This window comes from candidate division KSB1 bacterium (assembly GCA_022566355.1).
Taxonomy (GTDB): Bacteria; Zhuqueibacterota; JdFR-76; order JdFR-76; family DREG01; genus JADFJB01.
In genome coordinates this window covers 25,459-50,322 of the sequence record JADFJB010000015.1, presented here as the reverse complement: position 1 = coordinate 50,322, position 24,864 = coordinate 25,459, and the positions used below count along the sequence as shown (strand labels likewise).

Below are 24,864 nucleotides of genomic sequence, written 5' to 3'. Positions count from 1 at the left end.
CTTGCGTTGTGCAAACCGGTCGATTCCTCCCCTAACAAGCATAACCTGTTCTATAAAAACACGCTAGAGGTCGTACCGTATCCCATTTTGATATTTGGTGCAACGACGGTTCCGGTCGTAACTCATTATATTGAAATTTACAATGCAAAGCCGATGCACGCCTATACTGTGAGTACTGAAATATTTGACTCAGAAGGCAGGTCGATACGGAAAAAAACCAAACAGAGGACTTTCAAGCATAAGGATTCAATCGAAGTTGGTACAACCCCAGTTACTGCATACCAGTCTGGGAAATACAACTTTCGGTTTTCACTTTTGGATAGCAGTGGAAACGAAGTCATCAAGACCGATAAATACTTTTTCATCTACAATCCCCATTTGCATGCCTTATTGGATCCCCTGGCTCACAGCAAAGCAAGTTTTGACAGTTTATCCGATGAACAGTTGAATCATGAGTTTGAAGTGGCTCGTTATGTCGCTACGGAATTGGAGATGGAAATGTTCAAGCAGTTAGAATCAGTTGGAGCAAAGAGTAAGTTTATGTATGAATTTTGGCTTAGGACCGCTGAAGGACGCGGTGAATTTCCTCCGATTATGCGAAACGAATACCTGGCACGCGTGGAGGGCGCCAACGCGAGGTACCGCTCCATGGGCAAGGACGGCTGGCAAACGGACCGGGGGCGGATATTCTTAATCTATGCCCAACCGGACGAAATTGAACGCATTCCCAGCGAATCTGACAGCAAACCCTACGAAGTTTGGCGATATTTCAAGATCGAGAGTGGTGTGGAATTTGTCTTTGTTGATCGCGGGTACAGTGGATTAGAGTTGGTGCATTCGACCAAACGTGGCGAATTCATGGATGATGGCTGGCGGCGTTATCTTCAATAGTGAATTTACGTGTAAGTTTTAACTCCAACAAAGTTTAGAGGTAAGTTATGCAATCTAAATTATCACCACTCCTGTTTGTAATAAGTTCTGTTTTTCTTCTAACTTCAATTTCTTTATCTCAAATTAACCGGAAAGTCAATTTACAGAATATTACTATTTCCGGTCAGATTCGCGATGAAAATACATATAAAGAAGTTAGCAGAGTTAATATTACTATAGAAGGTACTCAAGTTGGCACTACCAGTAATCATGCCGGTAAATTTACTCTTACAATATCTTTACAATATTCAAAAAGCAACATCATTTTCCAACACATTGCATACAATAAAGTAATTTTATCAATGGATTCCCTTACAACCCTAAAGTTCGTTTATTTACAGCCCAGGGTCATTCAACTACAGGGAGTAGCAATTGAAGAGGAAGGACCCAGGGGATTGGAAATTGCCAAGGATTTACCGCAACCCATAGCTATTATGAATTCTAAAGCGTTCGAAATCCGTGGTTATGTAGATGCTGGTGATTTATTACGGACTGATCATAGTATCCAGGTTGAAGAAGAACTCAGCGGCAGGAAAACAATTTCAATTCGTGGCGGCAATTCGGATGAAGTGATTGTTCTTTATAATGGCATTAAAATGAATAGCAATTATGATAACATTTTCGATTTATCTCTCATTGATCTTGAGGACATAGATCGTTTTGAAATTATAAAAGGCAGCAATACAGCCCTTTATGGGCCGGAAGCTTTTTCCGGGGTTATTAATATTGTACCTAAAATCCAACAAGATTATACAATCAGGTTTCAGCAACGGTTGGGAACATATCGGTCCGGCAATTGGGGGTTACATCTGTATCAAAAATACAATAATTTGCAAGGAGGCTACAGTTTTAAACAAGGCGGCGCCAAAAGGGAATTTGTTGATCGTGAAGGGGATGATGATAGTGGTCTTGAGAATAAATCAACGCACCACACAGCAAACTTAAGTTACAGCTTTGCAGAGCATGCAGATGGTAGACCAGCAAGCTTATTGAGTTTTATGTGGATTTCAAGTTCTCTCGATTATGAAAATTTACGAGATAGTGAGTTTCTGGACAACAATCATCAAATGGGTTCATTAAAATATACGCAACAAACCGGGAAATTAAAAGGACTCGATATCTCTGCATCCTATCGTAAACTTGATGAAAACCAGGTTCTATTTGTTCAAGGAGAATTAGAGCGCTCCATAGATGATCAGTCAATCTATTTCGATATTGAGAAGGGAACTAAATTTGGTCTGGTTGAATTTCTTTCTGCCTATCAATTTCGAATCGCTAATCTCGATTTTACAGATAAAATCGATTCCCCGAATTTGCAGCAGATTGGCCTGGAATCTGCAGATCTAAAAAGACAACATCATGGATTTGTATCGATTCTAAAATTACATGACGAATTAAAATCTGGTTTCCTCAAAACTTTTAATATGGATGTAAGTTTTCGACACGATCGTGTAAGAGATGAACAAGAGAACCCGATATTTAGAGGAGAAGACAATTCACAAGAAGATGAAATCGGTCAATTTAATGGAAATAAATGGAATGAAAATGTTTTTAAATTTTCTATCGCTTTGTCCGGATATGAAGATTTTCTGTCTTTTGATAGTTATTTAAATGTTGGTTCTAATGTCAAATTTCCGACACTTTTTCAACAGATCAGTTCACCCCTGTCCTTAACTTCAGCTAGGTTTCAACCAAGCCTTGAACCGGAAAAAAATCGGAGTATTGAAGTGGGATTCAATGTGGCAAGAGAATTTCGAGGTTTGCCGGTTATCTATGGCTGGAATATATCCGGTAATTATTTCAGTAATAATTATGAAAATAAATTTCGATTGTCAGTAACACCGGGAATTCCAGTTACTTTTTATGATAACGTTAAAAATGCAGATATTTCAGGTCTTGAGGCTGAAGCCAGTGTTTACATGTATAAAAAGAAAATTACATTGCAGTACGGTTTATCTAAATATAAGATTTCTGAAAAGGCAGCTTTTCCATTTAAATCGGATTTTAAACACACTTTTAATTTAATTATAGACCATATGGGCTATTCTTTTCAATTGCATTGGTTTAAAGAGGGGGAACAAATTGGGTGGTTGCGGCTATCGACCAGCGCTCAACCTGCTGATCCAAATCAACCGGGATTTGGTGAAATCGCTTTACCCTCAAATTCAAACTTAGATCTGCATTTGAGTAAACAATTTGAAATTGCCAAATTGAAGTTGTTTGTTAATGCAAGTGGCCGGAATTTATTGAATAGTGAAGATGTTATTTTAGAAGGATTGGCAATTCGTGATCGGCGCTTCTATGTCACGATGGGAATGCAATATTAGGTTTTTTCATAAAAAACTTCTTAAATGCTATTGATAAACTTAAAAAACATTCCAAAGAATTAGTCCTTATTATAGGCAGATTTTGTTAGAATATGTCACAAACCATGAATCGAAAATATCATAAAACATATTTTTTGCTTTTTCTATGGATGGCTATTTGGATTTTAAGTTGTTCGGACAGCCCATTTGGTGAAGAAATTAAAGAGAATTCATCCGAGACGGTAGAAGGAATTGTAAAACTATCGGAAAATGAAAATCCAGGTGGAGTTTATATTTGGCTTGAAGATACTCAATTAAATACTTTTACTGATGGAAATGGAGAGTTTAAACTCATATTGCCGCAGTCAAACTCATTAGAAAATGGGATTTTCAGACTATTTTATTATGTTGCTAATTATAAATTATCTTCATCAAGTCTTGTTGTGAATAAAGGAAAATTTATATTATCCAGGGGCGATTTAGATAATAAAGGCAAGTTAGTTGGAACCAAATCTTTAGTAAAGTTACTTAGAATTAAAACTGATGTAAACCCGGATACTGTTGACAGAAATTATGAAGGTCCTATCCAGGTTTTAGTAACTCTTCAAGCAATGCAAGATTCGGTACAAGTGGTTTTACCAAAATCAATAGAGGGATCGCGTAGTGCAATCATTTTTAGTCGCGATGGTCAAGTTAATCCGATTGTATTAAATAATAATAATAGTTTTGTGTTATCAAACCATAAAATTGGGAATGAGGAAGAAATCTTGAAATATGGATTTACCCTTTCATCAGGGTTACTACCCAATGGTACTTATCAAATTATACCTTATTTTTTAATTATTCAGGATGAATTACCGGTGGAATTAATTGCGAGTATTGATTCAGCAGCTGAAACATTTGGCCCGAACTTTCTTAAAATACCCTTCAAAAGAGAAGGAGGCATGTTTGTAATTATTCAGGAATTGTAGTAGATTTACCGATTATAAGCAATAACATTTATAGGTGTTGTTATGAAATTTGATAGACTATTTCTAGGGGTTTTGATCATTGGGTTAGTTTTTAGCTATCAATTAAGTTGTACGAAGTCACCCTTTGAGGCTGATATAGCACCCGAACCTAGAATTATTAGAGGATCAGTAGATTTATTGAACACATCGCCTGATGATAATATATTTGTTTGGTTAGAAGGTTTTGATTTAAGCACCAGAACTGATGAGTCGGGGGTTTTTAGTATTGAGATACCAAAAGAATTAAGTGAATCTACATCAAGTTTAAATGGGATATTTAAACTTTATTTTTATGTAGCTAATTATGAAATAAAAACTGTCAGCATACCTGTAAGAAATGGATTGTTTTTATATGGCGAGGGAGACTTAAATAATCAGGGTTCTTTAACACATACAATTCAAATGCATAAGATTTTGGATATATTGACTTTGGTAGAACCGCAATGGGTGCCTAATTGGTATGAGGGACAGATTGATGTGCAAGTCACTCTACAAGCAACTTTCGATTCAGTGACTGTAATTTACCCCAAATCAATTGGAGGTTTGTTGGGTGCAGTCCTATTAAGGAATCGGGAAACTCAAGAAATTTTTGTTGATATTCCGGATATTGGTGCATCAACCAGGGCATACGATGTTATTGGAACTGAGCCTGAAAGCCGTCGGATGATTTTTCAACTTAATGGTACTAACTTTAGAGAATTATTTTTACCTCTTGGGGCTTATGAAGTCATTCCGTATTTTTTGATAGAGCACGATAATTTACCACAAGAATTAATTAAGACGATTGCGGTCGACGCTGAAGTTATCGGAAAGAATTTTTTGAAAATACCTTACAGGCGAGTGGGTGGCGATTTTCGAGTCCTTGATTATCCAAAAAAAGACTAACGAATAATTAGTGTTTGAGCGAAAACTCCTTGCGTATGCCACATACTGTCATTTCGATCCCGCTAGACGGGAGAGATATCTTATAAGTTTCTATAATTCTGATGTCTTAACATGTTTTTAAAGAAAAGATTTTTCCTTGTGGAGTTTATCCTGAACGCAGCCCAAGGGCTTTGTCGAAATGACAAATGATGAATTTTCGTTCAGACACTCATTAACCTGACCTATTCATAAACCTTATAACTGTTATCTGATAAAAGATCATTTCACCCTATTCTCATGATTAACATTCTGCTTTTTCATATGTATGGAAATGGATCCCGTCGAGCGACGGGATGACATAATTGGAAGTTTTAAGCTTAAAAATATGATTCATGAATTATCCAGGTTAATTTACATTTAAACGATTTGCTACCAGGTTATTTAGAAAATCAATAATTGTTGGATCATTTGGAATGAGTTCCAACCCCAATTTTAATTTTTCGATTGCAGATTCCATATCTCCTGAGTTCAGATAAGCCCGGGCTAAAGAAATATGAGTTTCAGGATTCACTGGTTTAACATCGGTTGCTTTTTGAAATGCATCAAATGCTTTTTCTTTTTTCCCCTTTCGTTGATAAGCGGATCCCAGGTTAATTAAAGCGGTTTCATAATCGGGTTTAATTTCTGACGCCTTAATAAAACAGTTGATTGCTCTGTTTAGTAATCCCCTGTTGCCGTAAGAATTGCCCAGGTTCACCCAAATAAAGGGATCATCCGGGGTAATTTCCAACGCTTTTTTATGCATTTGGATGGCTTTGTCAAATTGGTTTTTTTGAGCATACACGGATCCGAGGTAATCCATAGCTAATGCCCAACGAGCCCTAACAGCATGCTCTTGCCCAGTTTGATTTTTTAATTGATCTTTTAGATAATTTCGTATTTCCGGTTTAAAACCGCTCGTCATATGCAGAATCATTAATGCAAGAGATTTAATATCCAAATCCTTATTATCAACCAATTTCTTGAGTCTATCAATAATTTCATTCTCAAGGTGCGGCATATCGGGAGAAAGAAATGTTTTTACAAAATAACTAAGGCCGATAGTTTGTGCCATTCGGTGATTCCCATTTACAAATAGCAGCTTTTCAGCACCTTTTTTTCGGTCGTTAATTGTATCCAAATCGAATAAATTTGCAATAGATTCTTTGTGAGGTTTTAGCTCGCCATACCACTCATCTACCTTTGCTTGAAGCCAATCGATACTTTTATCCTTATGACATTGATGACATGCATCTTCAATACCTATACTATTATCAAAAGAAGGCCTCGGAATAGGTATTGTATGATCCGATCTCGTAAAAGTAATATGCTCGCCAACATTTTTATGCTGAAGAAAAGGCATATGGCAAGTAACACACAAATTTCCTTTTGAGTCAGGCTTGTGTCGTGAGTGAGCCTCTTGTTTTTCTGTTTTGCTTGGATGGCAGGATAAACACTGGCCATTAGCGAATTTTCCGATAAGCTTTTGACCATTTATGTCACGATACTGATTAGAATGTGGACTATGGCAATCCACACATGTCATCGAACCATTGAGATAGCAATCGCTGAATAAATGATTCTGTTGGTATGCAAAACGCCGTACACGCCCATCTTCAAAATAAGGATTTGACGCAAGGATAGGCAGTTTTAATGAGTAATATTCCTCCAGGGCTTTTCCCGGTAAATAATTTGGTTTGATGGGATCTTTGACGGCATGGCACTGAAAACAAATGTTTAAGGACTCGTCCTTTGTGATGGTTTTCAAAGATTCCAATCCGATATCTTCAAGCTCATTCGCAGTTTTTGAATTCATCAAGTCAATATGCCTTTTACCGGGACCGTGGCAAGATTCGCAATTGATTTTGAGGCTTGTGAACTTTGTTTCATATTTTTTCTTTTTCAGATTGTAGTTTACCATAATTTGGCTGCCATGGCAATTTTGACAATTAGTGAAGCTGTTTTCGGTTCCCAGAATGCGCTGTGGTGGCCAGTCACTCAATTCAGCAAGAAAGAGCTCGCCATTGACCGGAAACCAATTGTTATTTCTCCTGATCTGGCTGAACCAGAGGTCTTCCTGCTTGCTAAAATCGAACGGAAGGAATCTGTAGCTGCCATCCGGGAATTTTGAAAAATAGCTTTGGGTACCTCCTCCTACCATATGACCACCACCGATTACTGCATCAATATTATATTCTATTCTCTGACCGTTGCTTAGTTCTATCGTGAATTTATGGTCTTGTTCGTTGGAAGGAGTAACGATTGCGTCACCATAGGTTAAGGTTGTATCAAATGAGCTAATGATTTTTACTTTATCTGGCGTTCCTCCCGCTTTACCATGAGTGGAATTATACCATAAATTATACTGTTCCTTGTGGCATTTCATACAAGACTCTGCTCCGGTAAAATCTTCAAACCTGGGTCCTTTTGTTTTTGAAGTTTTTTGCGGATCTGGAAAATAATTTAAATCATCTAAACCGGCAATTGAATTGCCAAATTCACCTGTGATTAATCTTTTTAAATTAGAAAAGTCAGAAATTAAAAAAGCAGAAATAACGATTATGATAATCACACCGACGATTATTGTCGTTTTTTTTAGATTAGTTAGTTTAACCTTTGGTTTTACTTCCCGGGGTTGAACTTTTTTAGACTGAACTAACTCTTTGGATTTTTTGTGCCGTATTCTATTTTTTTTCATTTCCTAATTTGACTTGTTTTGTATTAACTTGATCTTACAGGATTCTCGTCACTCATCTTCATATGTAAAAAAAAATAATAGTTAATTTCTTGTTTTAAAACAATAAAATTAGTAGACTTATTGACTTACGAAAATAAGGAAAATTAATTATACTGGTTTTTATCTTGATTCTGGCCTCGGATAGTTAGCATTTTATGACAATACATTTGTTACTCCTTTGAGAAAAATTGGAAATTAAAAGCTATAAGATTATGGATTATTGATATGCCTATTTATGAATATAAATGTGTAGAATGCCAAAAAGAATTCGAGATATTTCACACATCTTCCGGCTTGGATTCGGTTGAATGTCCGAAGTGCAGATCAAAAGAGACGAAGAAGCTTTTTTCAACATTTGCTTCTACATCTTATGAGTCAGCCAGCGTTGCTGGTAATGGTTCGCAAGGATGCTGTGGCGGCAGTTGCGGTTGTAATTAATTTACCGATTGATCAAATATTTACACCCACCAGTTTCAAATTAATTAATTCGGAAATTTCGTTTCTATTCAAAGTTGTTAGGATCAAGGAATTTTATCCTATGCCTACGCTTAGCCGCGGCCTCCTTGCAACTTGATATCGAAATTCATATAATTCATAAGCTTTTAGTCAACCAATCATTTGAAAATTAGACAGATGATAGAGATCATAACAAAATCACTGCGAGAAAGCCTGGAAATCAGCCTATATATATTTTTAATGATGGTTGTTTTGGATTTGATTAATATTCGCTCCCGGGGAACCTTGCATAATATGATTCAAAAGAAAGCATGGAGGCCATACGTATTTACTTCAATGCTTGGCGTAATTCCCGGTTGTTTTGGCGGCTTTATGTCTGTATCTATGTATATCCATGGGATTGTTGGAATTGGCGCTTTGACTACTGCTTTGATCGCTTCAAGTGGTGATGCTGCTTTAGTTATGATCGTCAAATTCCCTTATGCTGCCCTGGTTTTATTTTTTTGTTTGATTATTATCGGGTTATTGGGCGGCGGGTTAATTCAATGGATCATTACTCGTTTGAAATTGCCAATTCAAACTGAATGCCAACTACAAGAAGTACATGAAGATGAAAGAAGTGTTAAACATTATTTTTTCGATCATATTTGGCATCATATCGTAAAAAGACATCTATTCAGAATTTTTATCTGGATGTTGGGTGCATTTTTATTCCTTAATTTTGCTTTTCATTTCTGGGATGTCGATTTGTTTGTGAGGGAGAATAAGCTTTGGGTTTTATTCCTGGCATCATTAATCGGTCTTATTCCTGATTCCGGACCTCAATTCATTTTTGTTTTTCTTTTTGCGGATAGTACTATCCCGTTTTCCGTTTTGCTTGCCAATACAATAAGCCAGGAAGGGCATGGCATTTTACCGCTTGTGTCTTACTCTATTCGAGATGCGTCTTTAATCAAACTGTACAAATTTATTTTGAGCATAATTATTGGTGGCTCTGTTTATTTGTTTGGACTATAATTGAATATGGTTTCATAAGTTATTTTAATAAAATTAATCAGCAAAATTATGAGGATGTAATGAATATTGGTATTTGTTGTTACCCTACCCATGGTGGAAGTGGAGTATTGGCCACAGAATTAGGAATTGCACTTGCGAACGAAGACCACCATGTTCACATTATAAGTTATTCAGTCCCATTCAGACTCAGACAATTCCATCCAAATCTATTTTTCCATGAAGTGAATTTGATATCTTATCCTTTATTCAAGCATCCACCTTATGAGCTTGGATTGATCAATAAAATTGCGGAAGTTGCGAAATCAGCAAAATTGGATATTGTTCACTCGCATTATGCAATTCCACATGCATTTTCCGCCTATGTGGCCAAGCAAATGCTAATGCCTAATGAACCTAAAATAATAACAACCCTTCATGGAACAGATATCACTTTAGTGGGAACTGACAGTTCATATTATGATCTTGTTAAATTCAGTATCGAAGCTAGCGATGGAATAACGGTAGTTTCTAATTTCCTAAAGGAAAAAACAATAGAACAATTTAAGATTCAACATCCAATCGAAGTCATCTATAACTTTGTGGATACTGAAAGATTTTCGCCCAATTCGGAAAATCATTGCCAATGTTACACTCCAAATAAGGAAAAAATAATAGTCCATATATCAAATTTTCGTCCACTAAAACGATTGCCGGATGTGATTCGTACCTTTGCTATGATTCAGAAGAAAATACCATCCGTATTACTCCTTGTCGGGGAAGGACAAGATCGCAATGCGGCAAATGATGTTGCCATACAGTTAGGCGTCCAAGACAAAGTTCACTTTCTAGGAAACCAGGATTATGTAGAAAGCATTTTGGCAGATGCCTGTTTGTTTTTGCTCACGAGTGAAAAAGAAAGTTTTGGTCTGGTTGCTTTAGAGGCTATGAGTTGTGGAGTCCCGGTAGTCGGAACAAATGTCGAAGGAATCCCCGAAGTGGTTGAACATGGAAAGACAGGATTTCTTCATCGGGTGGGAGATATCGAAGCCATGGCGGAAAGTGCCATTCGCTTACTCGAAAATACGGAATTACATCAACAATTTAGTCGAAATGCTCGAAAGGTTGTCATAGAAAAATTTTCCTCAAAAACTCACATTTCACATTACCTGCAGTACTATGAAAGAATTCTGTCAGGTAAGGAATAGGATTTTTATCCTATTTTAAAAATCTAATTGAGGTAAATGGTTTTAAGGATGTCCCGAGGGGTATTAACAGGCATTTTAGCATCAAAATAAACTTTTTTCATGTAATTTATGCCGCTGGAATATTGTTCGAAATTTGTATGAAGTTGTTCGAAAATGCCGGCTTTGGGTTTTGAAATACTTTTATCAAATTCGTATACTTGCTTGTAAGAATTCCTACCTTCGTGAAAGTATAAATCTAAAATTCCGATTTTTTCAATATATTCTCTGAAAATGCCGGTCATAAACAATGTATAATCTGCTACATGTTTACGGATATTTCTTTCTCCAAATGGATCAAAGCCCGGTTCTGATGGTTGACTTTTGTCCTCGGCCTGGATTAGCATTTCGACAATAGTATTTGATTTCAATTGTTGTAAATTCTGAATTTTATGGAGTATTTCAGAATTGGCAAAATGACCCAATATTTCTGCTATGTATAAAACAGCATTTCTATCAAATATTTGAACATCTGAAAAAGCTTCTGTTAGCCAACGGGTAAAAAAACTTGTCAGCATTTCATTAGGATCTTTATTTTCCCTAAACATCGCCACTTCCTCTTTTTATCCAATACAAGATCATTATAGTTTTATATTCGTCATTTGTGTGTATTTCGTTTAATACCATTTTTTCATCTGGAAAAGTTTTCTACTGTTTATCAAACTCATTTTTGTTTTTGATTGAATAGGCCTTGTCAAAATTCGTCTAATTCGTTAATTTAATGAGGCTATTAAAAAACCATTGAATAAAAGGAAATTGAGCTGGTATCAAATTTGACAACTGAAAATACGGTCTTTGAAAAACTTGATGATCAAAGACTTATATCTCTTACTAAGTCAGGGAACAAACAGGCTTTTGGTATAATAGTGAAAAGATATATGCAGCGAGCTTATTATGTTGCACTGGGATTTGTCGGATCTCATGAAGATGCATTAGATATGTCTCAAGAAGCATTTGTAAGAGCTTTCCGGGCAATAAAACGTTTTGAGTCCGGGAAGCAATTTTTTACCTGGTATTATCAAATTCTACGCAATCTTTGTTTCAATTTATTGAGAAACCGTAAGAAAACGGCTTATAGTTTCTCCGAATTACCAGAACATGAAATTACCTATATGAGTGATGACAAACTTGGCCGTCCGGATGAAGTTTATGAACAAAAGGAGTTAAAAGAGTATCTTTGGAGCGCAATTTATAACTTATCGGAAATGGATAGGGAAATTATAATTTTAAGAGAATTCCAAAACAATAGTTATCAAGAAATTGCAGAGTTGCTTAATTGCCCGGTTGGGACAGTCATGTCTAGATTATATTATGCCAGAAAAAAATTAGCAGAAGAAATGCGCGGTAAACTATGAATGAAAAAAATATTGATGAAAAAGAAAAGTGTCGGCTCCTAATGATGGCGTTAGTCGATGGAGAATTTACTACTGAAGAAAAAATAGAGTTAGACACCCTCATCAATAAATATCCGGATTTACAGAAAGAATATAAAGAATTCTTGATATTAAAGGAGGTGACGCAAACCATGAAATTAAAAGAACCTGATCAAGAAATTTGGCTAACTTATTGGCAAAGTATTTATAATAGAATTGAGCGTAACTTTGCTTGGCTACTTTTTGGAATAGGAGCATCAGTACTATTGACATATGGACTATATGCCTTAATTATTAATATTTGGGAAGCCACCGAAATTCCACTTTTGATAAAATTCGGTATTTATGTAGTGATGCTAGGAATGGTCTTGTTATTTATTTCAATAATTAGAGAAAAGCTATTCCTATGGCGAAATGAACGATATAAGGAGGTGTTGAAATGATTTGTTCTACCACACATTCAATTGACACTAAAAAGATTGTCAAACATTTAGGGTTAGTGCAAGGGAATACAATACGTGCTCGTCATATTGGTAGGGACATTGCGGCTGTCTTCAAAAATATAATCGGTGGAGAAATCGAAGATTATACAAAAATGATGGCTGAGGCCCGTGAGCAATCGCTGGATCGCATGTTTGAACAAGCCAGAGAATTAGGTGCAAACGCAATTGTTGGAATTCGCTTTGCAACGAGTTATATGATGTCAAGTGCTTCTGAGATAATGGTATATGGTACTGCAGTTGTGGTAGAGTAAGGGGGTATTTCCCTTTATGAGATATTAATAAGGTTTGTGAGAATCTTTCTTGGTAGATAGTGGTATAAAATATAATATTTTCATATAAATCGTTTGCGTTCTAAATCTAATAAAGGTATAAGAACCTGAAACTATCTTAATGAAAAATTACCTCACATCTATTCAGACATACCTCTTATTCTGTTTGATCATTTTGTGTCATCAGAGTTTTATTGTCACAAGTTTATACTCTCAGGATATTATCCCTGGAACTAATCAATCCGAACAAGATTCGGTTATCATACAATCTAGTTACGAAAATTTATTATACAGATTGTACCTGGCCAAATTTGATTTATTGAAAACCATGCAGAATCAATCAGACCTTGGTTTGAAATTTAATACCAAGGCACTTTATTTAAAGCAGTATGAAGCGTTATATCCTATCTTTCCTGAGCTTTATAAATCGAAGTTGGAAAAGTCGTTAGACTTAAGATCAGGCGGTGGCAGTCAGAATTTGTTGATTTCTCCTGCACAGATTTTATCACAATTTCAAAAAACTTCCGATTGGGAAAAAAAACAAGGCTTCCGCTATAATTTGATCCCAAGTAATTTGCAGCTAGAAGTTCTAAAGAAGCTTTGGGGAGAATCAACGGCAACAAACCTGAAGTTATATGCTTCTCTTGATTCAACATACTTAGTTACAGCTGAAAACTTTGGCCGGCAATTGAGTAGGATGGTAAATTTGGGGATGGTTGAAAGAAAGATAATTTCTCCTCAAAATTTGTTTTCATTTATAACGCCATTCAATGTATTTCAAATTGAAATGAGTGGTTTAAACAGAAGGAACAAAGTTTACCTCTACAGAACCAAAGTAGATAAAGAAAAAATATTGCAGATATTACTTGTTAAATCTTATCAACTTAGAAATGATGAAGTCGGAAGTGAATCTGAGGTAAAAAGAATTAATAAAAAACTTAATATTGTATTATCGGGTTCTTAGTAAAGTTTATTGTAATATTTATAGCCATCCATTCTCCTTATACCAATCTACAGTTATTGCAATCGCCTGTTTAGTCGTTAATACGGGTCTATACCCCAATTCTTTGGTTGCTTTTTGACTGCTTACCACCCAACGAGTTTGCTTCATTTCCTTTAATTTCTCCTTATTCAGTAACACAGCTTTCTTAAATATCTTGCTATAGACTTCATTTATACCGACCATAATAATAACTATCCAATTCGGGATTTTTATTTTTATTGGCTTTTTATTAAGCTGATCAGCAATCATTGAGGAGAACTGGTCCCATGTGTAATCTCCTTCATCCGTTATGAAATAGCACTCAAGATTTTTATTTTGTTTATGAATCGATATTAAGATTCCCTTTACGAGGTTTTGAATAGAAACCACACTAAATGTATTTTCCTGACCGATTACAGGTTGAATACCTTTGTTAATGATTCTAAAGTATTCATAAATATCTTTTTCCCGGGGGCCAAAAATCGCCGGTGGACGAATAATCGTTATTGGGATTTTATTAGAATATTCCTGACATATTTCTTCTGCACGCGCTTTACTCCTGCCATAAGCGGTTATGGGTCTTTTGGGAATGGACTCATCTAATGGTTCGCTAGATGATGTTGGACCTACTGCAGCCTGACTACTGATTAGGATAAATCGTCGAATTTTTGGATTAAATTGGAGGATCGCATTTAGTATATTTTTTGTGCCATTGGCATTGACCTCCATATATTCCGATTCATTTTTGGCCTTTGTCAAACCGGCATTATGAATTATTATATTTTGATTTCGGACAAACCTGGAAAGTGCATTCTCATCGTTAATGTCACCTGTTACTCTGGTATAAATCAAATCACGTATGAAAGTTGTATCACTTGTTTTTCTTAATAAGCAAGTTAGTTGAAATTCTTCTTTAAGGCAGGATTCAGCAATATGGCTTCCTACAAAACCATTGGCGCCAGTTAATCCTATTGTTAAACTCGACATAATAAGTATTAATTTTGTAACCTTGCCATGGACTATCTACTGTACATAATGATATACGTGATTTGTGAGTTGATTTTAAGTTATCATTTTGTTAAATTTATGCAATTTATTTTTTCGAAAATATTATCCTTAATCTCAGGAGATAGCCTTGGATATTTTCAGCAAGTGTTTTAATTATCTTGATGCCAGGAAAGCGAGAAAAGAAGGCTATTATCCTTACTTTCAGCCTATTAACTCAGGTGCCGCTAATACAGTGGAAATAAATGGTAAACATTTAATCATGATCGGATCGAATAATTACTTAGGTTTAACCCAACATGAACATGTCATCGAGGCATCGATTAAGGCAGTAGAAAAATATGGAAGTGGTTGTACCGGATCCCGGTTTCTAAATGGAACGCTTGATATCCATGAAGAGCTTGAGGACAGGCTTGCAAAATTTATGCGGAGAGAGGCTGCACTAATTTTTTCAACCGGTTTTCAAACCAATTTAGGTGTGATCTCCCCCCTTGGCAGCAAACGTGATACGATCGTATTTGATAGAGAAAACCATGCCAGTCTTTTAGAAGGCTGCCGATTGTCGTTCAGTAAAATACTTAAGTATAAACATAATGATATGACTGATCTGGAGAGAATACTGGCTAATATAGCCAATTCGAATGTCGGAAAATTAATTGTAACGGATGGGGTCTTTAGCATGGGCGGTGATATCGTTGACTTGCCTCGCATCTGTAAATTAGCCAAAAAATATGATGCAAGAATTATGGTGGATGATGCTCATTCCATAGGTGTTTTTGGGGAATCAGGTCGAGGAACGGCTTCTCATTTCGGCCTGGATGATGAAGTTGATTTAATCACAGGTACATTCAGCAAATCTTTTGCATCAATTGGTGGATTTGTAGCAGGTGATAAACTGGTTTTGGATTATATTAAACACCACTCGCGTGCCCTTATTTATTCAGCTAGTATGCCTCCGGCTGCTGTAGCTGCAACCATTGCAGCGCTGGATATTATTGAATCTGAACCCGAAAGACGTGAAAGACTCTGGGAAAATGTCAAAATAATGAAAGAGGGATTTACACGACTTGGATTCAATATTGGAAATACTGAAACCCCTATCATTCCGGTAATTATTGGCGATGACGCCAACACATTCGCTTTTTGGCGGTTACTTTTTGACAATGGTATTTTTGTAAATCCGGTTGTTAGCCCGGCGGTACCCTCTGGAAAGGCGCTTCTTAGGACAAGTTATATGGCAACACACACAAAAGATGAATTGCATCAAGTACTCGAAGTATTTTCTCAAATTGGTTCACAACTTGGCATAATTAAAGAACTTGATATGACTAATGTTTCGTAAACAGTGTTACCTGACTAGCGTATAGCAAGTAAGAAAATTCCAGTTTAATTAATATCTTATTCACGTTAAACCAATTCCGATAATGCCAGAAAGTATAATCGTAAAGCCCGTCAGTAGCAAGGTTGATAAAAGGAAGTTTATCTTATTACCCTGGGATATTTACAAAGACGATTCAAATTGGGTCGCGCCTCTAATTATGGATCAAAAGAAGTTATTAGACACCAATAAGAATCCCTTTTATCAACATGCCCAAATCCAATGCTTCCTAGCGTACAAAAGTAATGAAATTGTTGGTAGAATTGCTGCAATAATAAACGACAATCACAATAATTTTCACCAGGAAAATACCGGATTCTTTGGATTTTTCGAATCTCGCAATGATCCCAATATTTCCAAAGCTTTGTTTGAAGCTGCAGAATCATGGATTCGTGAAAAGGGGATGGTTCGAATGCGGGGACCGGTTAATCCATCGATAAACGATACATGTGGCTTGCTTGTGGATGCGTTTGATTCACCTCCGGTTGTGATGATGACATACAATCCATCATATTACTCGCAACTTTTTGAATCATTCGGATTACAAAAATCTAAAGACCTGTTGGCTTATTATTTAAGTAAAACTAATATAGAATTGGGAAAAATTAAGCGGGTCGTCAGTATTATCAAGAAAAAATATAACATTGAATTGCGCTCTATTGATATGAAACATTTCAAACGGGATGTAAATATAGTGAAAGATGTTTATAATGAAGCATGGGAAAAAAATTGGGGTTTTGTGCCCATGACAGATGCGGAAATGGATCATATGGCCAAAGAACTGAAGCCGATAATCATACCTGAACTTGCCTTGTTTGCGTTTATTAACGATCAACCTGTTGGATTCTCTTTGTCTTTGCCGGATTTAAACCAGGCGCTTGCTAAAATTAATGGCAGGCTAATACCTTTCGGACTTCCTAAAATACTTTGGTATTCCCGTAAAATTGATATGATCCGGGTGATAATTTTGGGGATTCGAAAGAAATTCAGGAAAAGTGGTATAGACTCACTTTTTTATTTAGAAACATATTCCAGAGGTGTAAACATTGGAATGTCACGAGGAGAATTCTCCTGGATTTTGGAAGACAACTATCCTATGCGTCACACATTGGAAAAAATTGGTTCTAAAATTTACAAAACTTATCGAATCTTTGACAAAGAATTCTGATTTCTTAATCGAGCCAATAAAGAATCCGGCCACAATTTTCACAAGAAAAAACAACAATATTCTCCTTACCTCTGGTTGTTATCGAGGTTGGAAGTTTTACAAAGCAGCCTAAGCAAACATTATTTTTGACAGGGACTACTCCACGGCGATATTTTTTGTGTAGTCTTTCATAGGCTCTTAACATGGAAGGGTTAATTTGTTGGCCAACTTCTTCTCTTATCTTTTGTAGCTTGTTAATGCCTTTTGTTTTAAATCCCAGCTTTTTTTCATTTTCACTTTCTAAAATCATGTTGTCGATGTCCTGAAGAGCCACAAGACAGCGAAGTTGTTTGTCGTCCATTAAAACCCTCCTGCAAGAGCTAGTGTGAATTCCTCAAAAGTGTTTGCATTGATTAATTCTTTCCGTACTTTTTTTGAATTCAAAATATCAACCAATTTGCCTAAAAACGGGAGATAAGTATTTGATTGTTCCTGGGGGGGTGCAATAATCATAAATACCATGTTCACTGGCTTTTTGTCGATCGCATCAAATTCAATGCTATTAGCAGACTTTCCATAAACAGTTATCAAATCTGGTACTGAGATAGTTCGCCCATGCGGAATGGCAATTCCATGCCCTATTCCAGTACTGCCGATTTCTTCCCTTCTTTTTAACATTTCCAAAATCAATGTACTATCTTTTAGAGTGCTTTGGTCAGCAATATGGTTGACCATTTCCTCTAATATATCATTTTTTGATTTCGATTTTAAATCTTTAATAAAAAATTCTTCTTTAAAATAGCCAAGAAACTCATCTATGTTCATTCAACTTCCTTTTGTTAAAAGTGTGGATTACTCAAAAATTCTCGGATTACAGGCCGAATAAACAAATCTTCAAGATTAACGTGCAGTAAATCATTCCTAAATATTTGTAATTTTTGATCGAGTGATAAATTCTTATTTATAATGAAATAGGCCTTTTCATTGTAAAAACAGAGCCCGCCTTTAAAATTTCCTTTTTCATAACGCAAGGGAATTGTAAGCCTTTCCAGAAGTTCTTCCAATTCTTGCAGTAGAATTTGTTTTTGATTTTTTGATCGACGCATATTAACCCTACAAATATTGATCGAGTTCTTTGCGTTTTATTTTATCTACCAATTCTTTAACGTCTTGAGTTTTGTCTTTTTTGCAAATCAGGATTGAATTTTCCGATTTTACCACAACCAGGTCATCAACCCCTAAAACGGCGATTAAATCGGAATCAGAATCTATATAGCAGTTTTTACAATCCATTGTTAATCCATTTTCAATGATTGTATTCCCGTTTTTATCTTTGGGCGAAAGATTGTAAACTTCATCCCAACTACCAACATCATTCCAGCCAAATTCGCATTTAAGAACGGATACATTTTTTGCATATTCCATTACACCATAATCAATTGAAATACTTCTTATTTGGCGGTAAATCTTTTCAAGATGTGTGTAATAATTGTTCGAATTTATGTGGGTCTCTAATTTTTCCATTGAAGAGTAGAGTTCCGGTAATAAATTTTGAATTACTTTTAGTATAGTAGAAACTTTCCAAATGAATATGCCGCTGTTCCATAAAAAATCGCCGCTTTGCAAAAATTGTTTGGCAGTTTCATATTGTGGTTTTTCTGCAAAAGTTTTAACTTTATAAATCGAAACCCCGGAAACCTCTTTGATCTTTTCGTTGCATTGAATATATCCGTACCCGGTCGCTGGGTAGTCGGGTTTTATTCCTAATGTCACCAAAGAATCATATTCAATCGCTATCTTTTCAGCGATTAACAACGATTCTCGAAATCTTTCTTCATCCTTAATGAAATGATCTGCTGGGAGAACTATCATAACGTCATCGGGATTCTTTTGTTTTAAGTGGATCGCCGCTAATCCAATGCATGGCGCTGTATTTTTTCCGGTAGGTTCCAGGATTATATTTTTATCCGGAATATTGCTTATTTGCTCCAGTAGAACATCTTTTTGCTGGTAATTTAATACATAATAAATATCATCAGAGTCTACAAGCGGAATTAACCGTTCCACTGTTGATTGGATCATGGTTTTTGAATCGAGTATGGGTAAAAATTGTTTGGGTTTCGCTTCTTTACTTTTAGGCCAAAACCTCTTTCCGCTTCCCCCCGCCATAATTACAATAAACATTCTTTCTCCCTCAATAGATGAAATGTGATTTGCTAAATATTAGTACAATTCCGTTTCTAGGAAAACGTGACTTGAGAAATAAAGGTGTGAAAAATGAAAAAGGGAAAAAATTAATAATTGGATTCATTATCGATCATAACATAAGGGGAAAATAGAATTTAATCAAGGGGTTTTTAGTAAAATCTCCTAGCCAGGCATTTTTAAAAGTCAAGGGCAATGTTATAAATTCCAAATTAAGAAAATTATTCATTAAGATTAAAGAAGTATTTCATTCACAACAAAAATATTGATGGATAATTTTGGGAAAAACCAATACTGTAAATAATAAATATTAAATCAATGATTTTCATGAAAAACTCTGTTCGATATTGATAATCAAAACCATGTGACATTACGAAAAAGGACCTACTTTTATTGGTATTATTTAAGCTTAAGAAATATCTGCAAAAATATAAGAAGGAATACGCTTTTGGCTTTTTTGTCCTTTTAATGCACGCAATTACTTCAGCTGCAGTTCCATACTTACTAAAAGATCCTATCGATATTCTGAATGAGGTCGGGGCTGATCAATCTTTTTACAATTCAATACTCAAATTCATCTCCGTTGCCACTCTGGCCAGTATTTTTCTTTTTTATAAAAGAAAAGTCCTAATCGAAATCTCCAGGAAAATTGAGTATGATATCAGGAATGATTATTTTTCTCACCTGCAAAAGCTTTCTCTTGAATTCTACCACCGAAGCCGTACCGGGGATATCATGGCCCGTGGCACTAATGATATCAATGCGGTGAGGAATGTTTTGGGACCGGGAATCATGTATTCCTCATTTACTATCTTATTTACGACTTTCGCAGTAATCATGATGATTAGCATCGACTTAAAGCTAACTTTAATTGCTCTCACACCATTTCCGATTGTTGCATTTGCAGTCAATCGCATTGTAAAAAAAATGTTTCGCTTATCTGATCGTGTTCAATCAATTTTCTCAGATGTTACGGCAAAAGTAGAAGAAAATTTTTCCGGGATTCGGGTGATCAAGGCATATCGCCAGGAAAAATATCAAATCAAACAATTTAATAAAATTAATCAGGAATATTTGAGAAACAATCTGCAACTCTCCAAATGGAGAGGATTGATGTTCGCGAGTATTACCTTGCTGACGGGATCTGCATTCGCAATCATAATTTATTTTGGCGGAAGGAGTGTCATATCTCAACAGATTACTTTGGGAGAGTTTGTTGCGTTTTATACTTATCTGACTTCCTTGATATGGCCGATGATAGCAATTGGTTGGGTAATGAATATCTTTCAAATGGGCGCTGCATCTTTAGTCAGGATAAATAGAATTATGGCAGAAGAACCCGGGATAAAAGATACAGAAGAAACCAATCAACAAATTACCACAATACCCGGTTCAATTTCGTTTCAACATGTATCCTTCAAATACGAAAACAGCGAAAATGATGCCATAAGTGATATTCATTTCAAGATAAAGGAAGGTTCTCTCGTTGCCATAGTTGGCGGCACCGGTTCCGGGAAATCAACACTTGTTAATTTAATTGCACGATTATACGATCCGGGAAAAGGCAAAATTCTTTTTGGTGATCACGAAATCCGAAGCGTTCCTCTTAACATCCTGCGAGAAAATATAGGATTAGTGCCCCAGGAAGATTTCCTTTTTTCCGAAACCATTGCAGCTAATATTGCTTTTGGCAATGGCGAAAAGACAAGTAGAGAATTAGAGGAAATAGCTAAATCTGTTCATATCGCACATGAAATTGATACGTTCACAGACCAATACGATACATTGCTGGGTGAGCGTGGTATTAATCTCTCCGGTGGACAGAAACAAAGAGTTGCCATTGCCAGGGCTGCGTTGGGTCGTCCAAAAATATTAATTTTGGATGATGCTCTTTCAGCTGTGGACACAATTACCGAGAGAAAAATTCTGAATAATCTCAAGACTCAATTTTTCGGTGTTACTAAAATCATCGTATCCCATCGGGTGACTACTTTAACAGATTCGGACTTAATTTTAGTACTGGATGAGGGTAGGATTATCGAAAGTGGAGATCATAAATCCCTTTTAGCACTGGATGGAAAATATGCGGATCTTTATTACAAACAATTGATTGAGGAGGAATTAGAAAGAATTGCGTAAGGGTGGTGCAAAAGGCTTTTCAATAGCCGAAGACGAAATTACAGGGAAAGTATACGACAGTCGCTTAATGAAGCGTTTAATGGTCTATCTACAACCTTACAAGCTGCATATGGTTCTGGCTGTGATTCTGCTTCTACTATCTGCGGCAACTCGTTTGGTCGGTCCTTACTTTACCAAAATTGCAATTGATAATTATATCCTTCCGGGTAATTATTCCGGATTATTGGATATCATGCTTTATTTCATGGCGATATTAGTGTTACAATTCTTTGTCATTTACGGACAAACTTATCTAATGCAATGGATTGGTCAGCATCTTATGTTTGATATTCGCAAACATTTGATTACTCATTTGCAAAATCTTTCTATTCGCTTTTATGATCGCAATCCGGTAGGGCGGTTGGTTACCCGGGTTACTACCGATGTTGAATCTTTGAATGAAGTGCTAACATCCGGAGTAGTTGCGATTTTTGGAGATTTATTCACATTAATTGGCATTGTCATCGTAATGCTGACAATTAATATGAAGCTGGCGCTCATTACATTCAGTGTTATTCCTCTACTCATTTTCGTTACATTTTTGTTCAGAAAAAAAGTACGGGAGAGTTTTCGAAATATTCGTAAACGAATAGCGAGAATTAACGCTTATTTGCAAGAAAATATTAGCGGTATGTATATTGTCCAGTTGTTTTCTCGGGAGGATAAAAACTTTCGTCAATTTTCCAGGTTGAATCAAGCTCACCTGGATGCTTATATAAAAACAATTTTTTATTTCTCGTTATTTTACCCCATTGTTGAGTTTATCGGATACCTGGCAATGGGAACAACGATTGCTTATGGTGGTTGGAAAACAGCCAGCGCTTCCATAACACTTGGTGTTCTCGTCGCATTTATTCAATATGCCCAACAATTTTTTAGACCCATTAGCGATCTTGCCGAAAAATACAATATTCTCCAGGGAGCGATGGCATCTGCCGAGAGAATTTTTAAAATATTAGATGAAAAACCAACGGTTTTATCAGCAAGTTCCCCGGTTGAATTAGCTGCGATGAATAAAAAAATAGAATTCAACTCGGTTACCTTTGCTTACGATGAAGAAAATTACGTTCTGGAGAATATTTCTTTTGAAATTAAAAAAGGACAAAAAATTGCAATCGTTGGCCACACCGGGGCGGGCAAGACTTCCATCATCAATTTGTTGTGTCGATTTTACGATCCGCAAAAGGGCAAGATATGCATTGATGGTGTTGATATAAAGGATTTATCGTTGGAAAATCTCCGCAATCGAATTGCTATCGTTCAGCAGGATATTTTTATATTTGCCGGAACTGTGGCCCAAAATATTCGATTAGGAGAGGATTTTTCTAATGAACAGATACAAATTGCTGCAAACCAGGTTGCTGCTGAAGAATTCATACAACAATTGAGTGACGGGTATGATACGGATATACGTGAACGAGGCAGCTTAATTTCCACAGGGCAGAAACAATTGCTGGCATTCGCCCGGGCACTGGCTTTCGATCCGGAAATATTAATTCTTGATGAAGCGACTGCCAGCGTGGATCCGCACACGGAAAGTTTGATTCAGAAGGCGCTGGACAAGCTACTTGCCGATCGAACATCAATTGTTATTGCACATCGTTTATCAACGATTCAGAAAGCCGATCAAATCATTGTTCTGCATAAAGGCCATATCAAAGAAATGGGCAGTCATTCCGAATTAATGAAACTGGAAGGCATTTACAACAAATTGTATAAGATCCAGTATGAGGATCATATCCGTCTAAAAGAGAGTGGGGTAAGCCTGACCGCAGATTAATAGGATTAAAGGATTTTGCAGATTTGGTTATTTACAATCTGTGAAATCAGCATAATGGAGCGCGCTTTGTGTACGCTCGGCATTCCGTGAGATATCGAAATGAGTGTTCATGACGAGCATCCTACGACTCTCCCTGCATCAACATGTAGACTCCGACACATGAGAACCAGGCTAGGCCCGTAATCGAAGCCACGTCTATGAGTATTGTGGCCCAACCTTCAGTGAGGACAGAGACAACAAAGACACCAGAGACCATGCATGCCGTGGCACTAAAAAATCCTAACGATGAAATCCAACGCGGAAGCGTTGATGACTGAAATCCTGCCATGCTAAATCCGAAGATAACCACACCCCAAGCGACAATCTCAGCCGTGAATAGAACTCGAACGGTGCGGAACAGCAACCAAAACAGACTCGCCTCTTCAGAAAGAAGAGTGAAATCATAGAAGGCCATGATTTCAATGCCATTCGCAATCATTGCGTTCGTCACGTGTATCGCAGTCCCAAGCAAACCAACGACTCCCCAACCGGCCCCTAGTGCCCTGCGGCTGCGGCAAGTTCTCGAATACACCGCTGCTGCGAAGACGACAAGGCCAACGAGCGCCAAATATTTTAGCCCGTGAACAATTGCCCAAGTGCTGGCTTCAACTGTCAGATAGTCTTTAAGTTCTGGCAGCGATGGATTCTCGGGCGGAAATTTCTTGAGGAATCCGTTAACAAAAATGTGAATCGCGAGAGCCACTAGGACTGCAAGGCCGCCAATGCGAATCAGCCTATCTTCTTGTCGCCCCGTGGATTGGGTAGTTTCATCCATAGTACGCTCCTTCCTGCGGTCTAAAAAGGGGCTCACTGGTACTGCCAATCAGTGCCAGTGAAACTTTAAATCTTTAGAAGTCGTCATTGGTGTCCTCTGAAAAGCCGTATAAAAATCAAAGTAATCATATTATATAGGGAATGTGCCATATTAAACCGCTTGATTTATTGTGCATAATTTATATTTTTTGCATTAATGTAAAACATTTTATTATAATATCAAGCAAAAAATATTGCACAGGAGGCCATTGAGCGTAGCCATAGAACATTTATTTAAAATGAAACTTTTTTATAAATGTTACTTTGTGCAAAATTCCCCTGGTTAATCGCAAAAGCAATTTTATTCAACTGTTAAAATAGAAGACTTTAAGTTAGAAACAGGGCGACAATTGCTGCCAGATACGCGCCAGCTTGCAGTGCAAGTACCTTCAGCGTCTGTCGTGGAGCTTGTGGCAGCCATTTGATTGCGAAGAATACCACCACTGGTGTCTGTCCCACCATGAGTAGCTGAAAGATTTGGGCAGCCGACCCCTCATCGGCCTCGGGAAAATGCTGTATATTGCAGCGTGACCAAGCACCATGGCTAGTGCGGCGAGCGACATTACCAGTGGAAGGAAAGCGCTCGGTTGCTTTATCGATGGGACGTTCCTTG

At 36.7% G+C, this 24,864-nt stretch carries 23 protein-coding genes; 15 read left to right on the top strand and 8 right to left on the bottom strand.

Translation table 11 applies throughout. From position 1 onward, the window contains the following. From IIC38_04710 to IIC38_04695, 4 genes are all read left to right on the top strand, one after another. Nucleotides 1–891: GWxTD domain-containing protein (locus tag IIC38_04710; protein ID MCH8125244.1), on the top strand; the 891-nt coding region annotated here is incomplete at its 5' end. 47 nt (nt 892–938) lie between these two features. Further along, nucleotides 939–3,257: a TonB-dependent receptor plug domain-containing protein gene (locus tag IIC38_04705; protein ID MCH8125243.1), complete on the top strand. Its 2,319-nt coding sequence runs from the start codon at nt 939–941 to the stop codon at nt 3,255–3,257. 92 nt (nt 3,258–3,349) lie between these two features. Continuing rightward, the gene (locus IIC38_04700; GenBank protein ID MCH8125242.1) at nt 3,350–4,207 is read left to right on the top strand and encodes a hypothetical protein; all 858 of its coding nucleotides are present in this window, start codon (nt 3,350–3,352) and stop codon (nt 4,205–4,207) included. A gap of 42 nt (nt 4,208–4,249) precedes the next feature. Beyond that, nucleotides 4,250–5,131, top strand: coding sequence for a hypothetical protein (locus IIC38_04695; protein MCH8125241.1), 882 nt, complete (start codon nt 4,250–4,252; stop codon nt 5,129–5,131). 385 nt (nt 5,132–5,516) lie between these two features. Here IIC38_04695 and IIC38_04690 read toward each other — a convergent pair whose 3' ends face one another. Continuing rightward, nucleotides 5,517–7,847: an ammonia-forming cytochrome c nitrite reductase subunit c552 gene (locus IIC38_04690; protein ID MCH8125240.1), complete on the bottom strand. Its 2,331-nt coding sequence runs from the start codon at nt 7,845–7,847 to the stop codon at nt 5,517–5,519. A gap of 264 nt (nt 7,848–8,111) precedes the next feature. Between IIC38_04690 and IIC38_04685 the strand changes: the two genes are divergently transcribed. The 3 genes from IIC38_04685 to bshA all read left to right on the top strand — a co-directional run bounded on the left by IIC38_04685 (nt 8,112) and on the right by bshA (nt 10,543). Then, complete coding sequence (locus tag IIC38_04685) at nt 8,112–8,324, top strand: zinc ribbon domain-containing protein (GenBank protein ID MCH8125239.1); 213 nt, start codon at nt 8,112–8,114, stop codon at nt 8,322–8,324. A 195-nt stretch (nt 8,325–8,519) separates the two neighbouring features. Further along, nucleotides 8,520–9,359 carry an arsenic efflux protein gene (locus IIC38_04680; GenBank protein ID MCH8125238.1) on the top strand — a complete coding sequence of 280 codons (840 nt, stop codon included), beginning with the start codon at nt 8,520–8,522 and terminating at the stop codon, nt 9,357–9,359. 59 nt (nt 9,360–9,418) lie between these two features. Beyond that, complete coding sequence (bshA, locus tag IIC38_04675) at nt 9,419–10,543, top strand: N-acetyl-alpha-D-glucosaminyl L-malate synthase BshA (protein MCH8125237.1); 1,125 nt, start codon at nt 9,419–9,421, stop codon at nt 10,541–10,543. Nucleotides 10,544–10,566: 23 nt separating this feature from the next. On the opposite strand, the gene IIC38_04670 is transcribed toward bshA, so the two are convergent. After that, nucleotides 10,567–11,127: a hypothetical protein gene (locus tag IIC38_04670; GenBank protein ID MCH8125236.1), complete on the bottom strand. Its 561-nt coding sequence runs from the start codon at nt 11,125–11,127 to the stop codon at nt 10,567–10,569. A 225-nt stretch (nt 11,128–11,352) separates the two neighbouring features. Between IIC38_04670 and IIC38_04665 the strand changes: the two genes are divergently transcribed. The 4 genes from IIC38_04665 to IIC38_04650 all read left to right on the top strand — a co-directional run bounded on the left by IIC38_04665 (nt 11,353) and on the right by IIC38_04650 (nt 13,688). Further along, a complete protein-coding gene (locus tag IIC38_04665; protein MCH8125235.1) occupies nt 11,353–11,934 on the top strand; it encodes a sigma-70 family RNA polymerase sigma factor in 582 nt (193 codons plus the stop codon). Beyond that, complete coding sequence (locus IIC38_04660; protein MCH8125234.1) at nt 11,931–12,395, top strand: hypothetical protein; 465 nt, start codon at nt 11,931–11,933, stop codon at nt 12,393–12,395. The genes IIC38_04665 and IIC38_04660 overlap by 4 nt, the downstream gene beginning before the upstream one ends. Further along, nucleotides 12,392–12,706, top strand: a complete 315-nt coding sequence (locus IIC38_04655) for a YbjQ family protein (GenBank protein ID MCH8125233.1) — start codon at nt 12,392–12,394, stop codon at nt 12,704–12,706. Before IIC38_04660 ends, IIC38_04655 begins: the two co-directional genes overlap by 4 nt. A gap of 346 nt (nt 12,707–13,052) precedes the next feature. Then, nucleotides 13,053–13,688 carry a hypothetical protein gene (locus IIC38_04650; protein MCH8125232.1) on the top strand — a complete coding sequence of 212 codons (636 nt, stop codon included), beginning with the start codon at nt 13,053–13,055 and terminating at the stop codon, nt 13,686–13,688. 18 nt (nt 13,689–13,706) lie between these two features. Here the strand turns inward: IIC38_04650 and IIC38_04645 are convergent, their stop codons facing one another. Continuing rightward, a complete protein-coding gene (locus tag IIC38_04645) occupies nt 13,707–14,693 on the bottom strand; it encodes an NAD-dependent epimerase/dehydratase family protein (GenBank protein ID MCH8125231.1) in 987 nt (328 codons plus the stop codon). A gap of 148 nt (nt 14,694–14,841) precedes the next feature. On the opposite strand from IIC38_04645, the gene IIC38_04640 reads away from it, so the two are divergent. Together IIC38_04640 and IIC38_04635 are read left to right on the top strand one after the other, a co-directional pair. Beyond that, nucleotides 14,842–16,053 carry an aminotransferase class I/II-fold pyridoxal phosphate-dependent enzyme gene (locus tag IIC38_04640; GenBank protein ID MCH8125230.1) on the top strand — a complete coding sequence of 404 codons (1,212 nt, stop codon included), beginning with the start codon at nt 14,842–14,844 and terminating at the stop codon, nt 16,051–16,053. Between the two features lie 82 nt (nt 16,054–16,135). Beyond that, nucleotides 16,136–17,257 carry an N-acetyltransferase gene (locus IIC38_04635; protein MCH8125229.1) on the top strand — a complete coding sequence of 374 codons (1,122 nt, stop codon included), beginning with the start codon at nt 16,136–16,138 and terminating at the stop codon, nt 17,255–17,257. Between the two features lie 4 nt (nt 17,258–17,261). Here the strand turns inward: IIC38_04635 and IIC38_04630 are convergent, their stop codons facing one another. From IIC38_04630 to IIC38_04615, 4 genes are read right to left on the bottom strand one after another with little or no spacing between them, the layout of a single operon-like run. Then, on the bottom strand, nt 17,262–17,597 hold the full coding sequence (locus IIC38_04630; GenBank protein MCH8125228.1) for a hypothetical protein: 336 nt from the start codon (nt 17,595–17,597) through the stop codon (nt 17,262–17,264). Beyond that, nucleotides 17,597–18,061, bottom strand: a complete 465-nt coding sequence (locus tag IIC38_04625; protein ID MCH8125227.1) for a PTS sugar transporter subunit IIA — start codon at nt 18,059–18,061, stop codon at nt 17,597–17,599. Before IIC38_04625 ends, IIC38_04630 begins: the two co-directional genes overlap by 1 nt. Nucleotides 18,062–18,075: 14 nt before the next feature. Beyond that, nucleotides 18,076–18,342, bottom strand: a complete 267-nt coding sequence (locus IIC38_04620; GenBank protein MCH8125226.1) for a hypothetical protein — start codon at nt 18,340–18,342, stop codon at nt 18,076–18,078. A 7-nt stretch (nt 18,343–18,349) separates the two neighbouring features. Beyond that, the gene (locus IIC38_04615) at nt 18,350–19,420 is read right to left on the bottom strand and encodes a mannose-1-phosphate guanylyltransferase (protein ID MCH8125225.1); all 1,071 of its coding nucleotides are present in this window, start codon (nt 19,418–19,420) and stop codon (nt 18,350–18,352) included. A 414-nt stretch (nt 19,421–19,834) separates the two neighbouring features. Between IIC38_04615 and IIC38_04610 the strand changes: the two genes are divergently transcribed. Continuing rightward, nucleotides 19,835–21,580: an ABC transporter ATP-binding protein gene (locus IIC38_04610; protein ID MCH8125224.1), complete on the top strand. Its 1,746-nt coding sequence runs from the start codon at nt 19,835–19,837 to the stop codon at nt 21,578–21,580. Between the two features lie 67 nt (nt 21,581–21,647). Then, nucleotides 21,648–23,399: an ABC transporter ATP-binding protein gene (locus IIC38_04605; protein MCH8125223.1), complete on the top strand. Its 1,752-nt coding sequence runs from the start codon at nt 21,648–21,650 to the stop codon at nt 23,397–23,399. 121 nt (nt 23,400–23,520) lie between these two features. On the opposite strand, the gene IIC38_04600 is transcribed toward IIC38_04605, so the two are convergent. Further along, complete coding sequence (locus IIC38_04600; protein ID MCH8125222.1) at nt 23,521–23,889, bottom strand: hypothetical protein; 369 nt, start codon at nt 23,887–23,889, stop codon at nt 23,521–23,523. Nucleotides 23,890–24,864: the final 975 nt, after the last annotated feature.

Coding starts and splice junctions, on each gene's coding strand:
- IIC38_04705 (MCH8125243.1), top strand. CDS start 939: ATGCAATCTAAATTATCACCACTCCTGTTTGTAATAAGTTCTGTTTTT.
- IIC38_04700 (MCH8125242.1), top strand. CDS start 3,350: ATGTCACAAACCATGAATCGAAAATATCATAAAACATATTTTTTGCTT.
- IIC38_04695 (MCH8125241.1), top strand. CDS start 4,250: ATGAAATTTGATAGACTATTTCTAGGGGTTTTGATCATTGGGTTAGTT.
- IIC38_04690 (MCH8125240.1), bottom strand. CDS start 7,847: ATGAAAAAAAATAGAATACGGCACAAAAAATCCAAAGAGTTAGTTCAG.
- IIC38_04685 (MCH8125239.1), top strand. CDS start 8,112: ATGCCTATTTATGAATATAAATGTGTAGAATGCCAAAAAGAATTCGAG.
- IIC38_04680 (MCH8125238.1), top strand. CDS start 8,520: ATGATAGAGATCATAACAAAATCACTGCGAGAAAGCCTGGAAATCAGC.
- bshA (MCH8125237.1), top strand. CDS start 9,419: ATGAATATTGGTATTTGTTGTTACCCTACCCATGGTGGAAGTGGAGTA.
- IIC38_04670 (MCH8125236.1), bottom strand. CDS start 11,127: ATGTTTAGGGAAAATAAAGATCCTAATGAAATGCTGACAAGTTTTTTT.
- IIC38_04660 (MCH8125234.1), top strand. CDS start 11,931: ATGAATGAAAAAAATATTGATGAAAAAGAAAAGTGTCGGCTCCTAATG.
- IIC38_04655 (MCH8125233.1), top strand. CDS start 12,392: ATGATTTGTTCTACCACACATTCAATTGACACTAAAAAGATTGTCAAA.
- IIC38_04650 (MCH8125232.1), top strand. CDS start 13,053: ATGCAGAATCAATCAGACCTTGGTTTGAAATTTAATACCAAGGCACTT.
- IIC38_04645 (MCH8125231.1), bottom strand. CDS start 14,693: ATGTCGAGTTTAACAATAGGATTAACTGGCGCCAATGGTTTTGTAGGA.
- IIC38_04635 (MCH8125229.1), top strand. CDS start 16,136: ATGCCAGAAAGTATAATCGTAAAGCCCGTCAGTAGCAAGGTTGATAAA.
- IIC38_04630 (MCH8125228.1), bottom strand. CDS start 17,597: ATGGACGACAAACAACTTCGCTGTCTTGTGGCTCTTCAGGACATCGAC.
- IIC38_04625 (MCH8125227.1), bottom strand. CDS start 18,061: ATGAACATAGATGAGTTTCTTGGCTATTTTAAAGAAGAATTTTTTATT.
- IIC38_04620 (MCH8125226.1), bottom strand. CDS start 18,342: ATGCGTCGATCAAAAAATCAAAAACAAATTCTACTGCAAGAATTGGAA.
- IIC38_04615 (MCH8125225.1), bottom strand. CDS start 19,420: ATGTTTATTGTAATTATGGCGGGGGGAAGCGGAAAGAGGTTTTGGCCT.
- IIC38_04605 (MCH8125223.1), top strand. CDS start 21,648: ATGAAGCGTTTAATGGTCTATCTACAACCTTACAAGCTGCATATGGTT.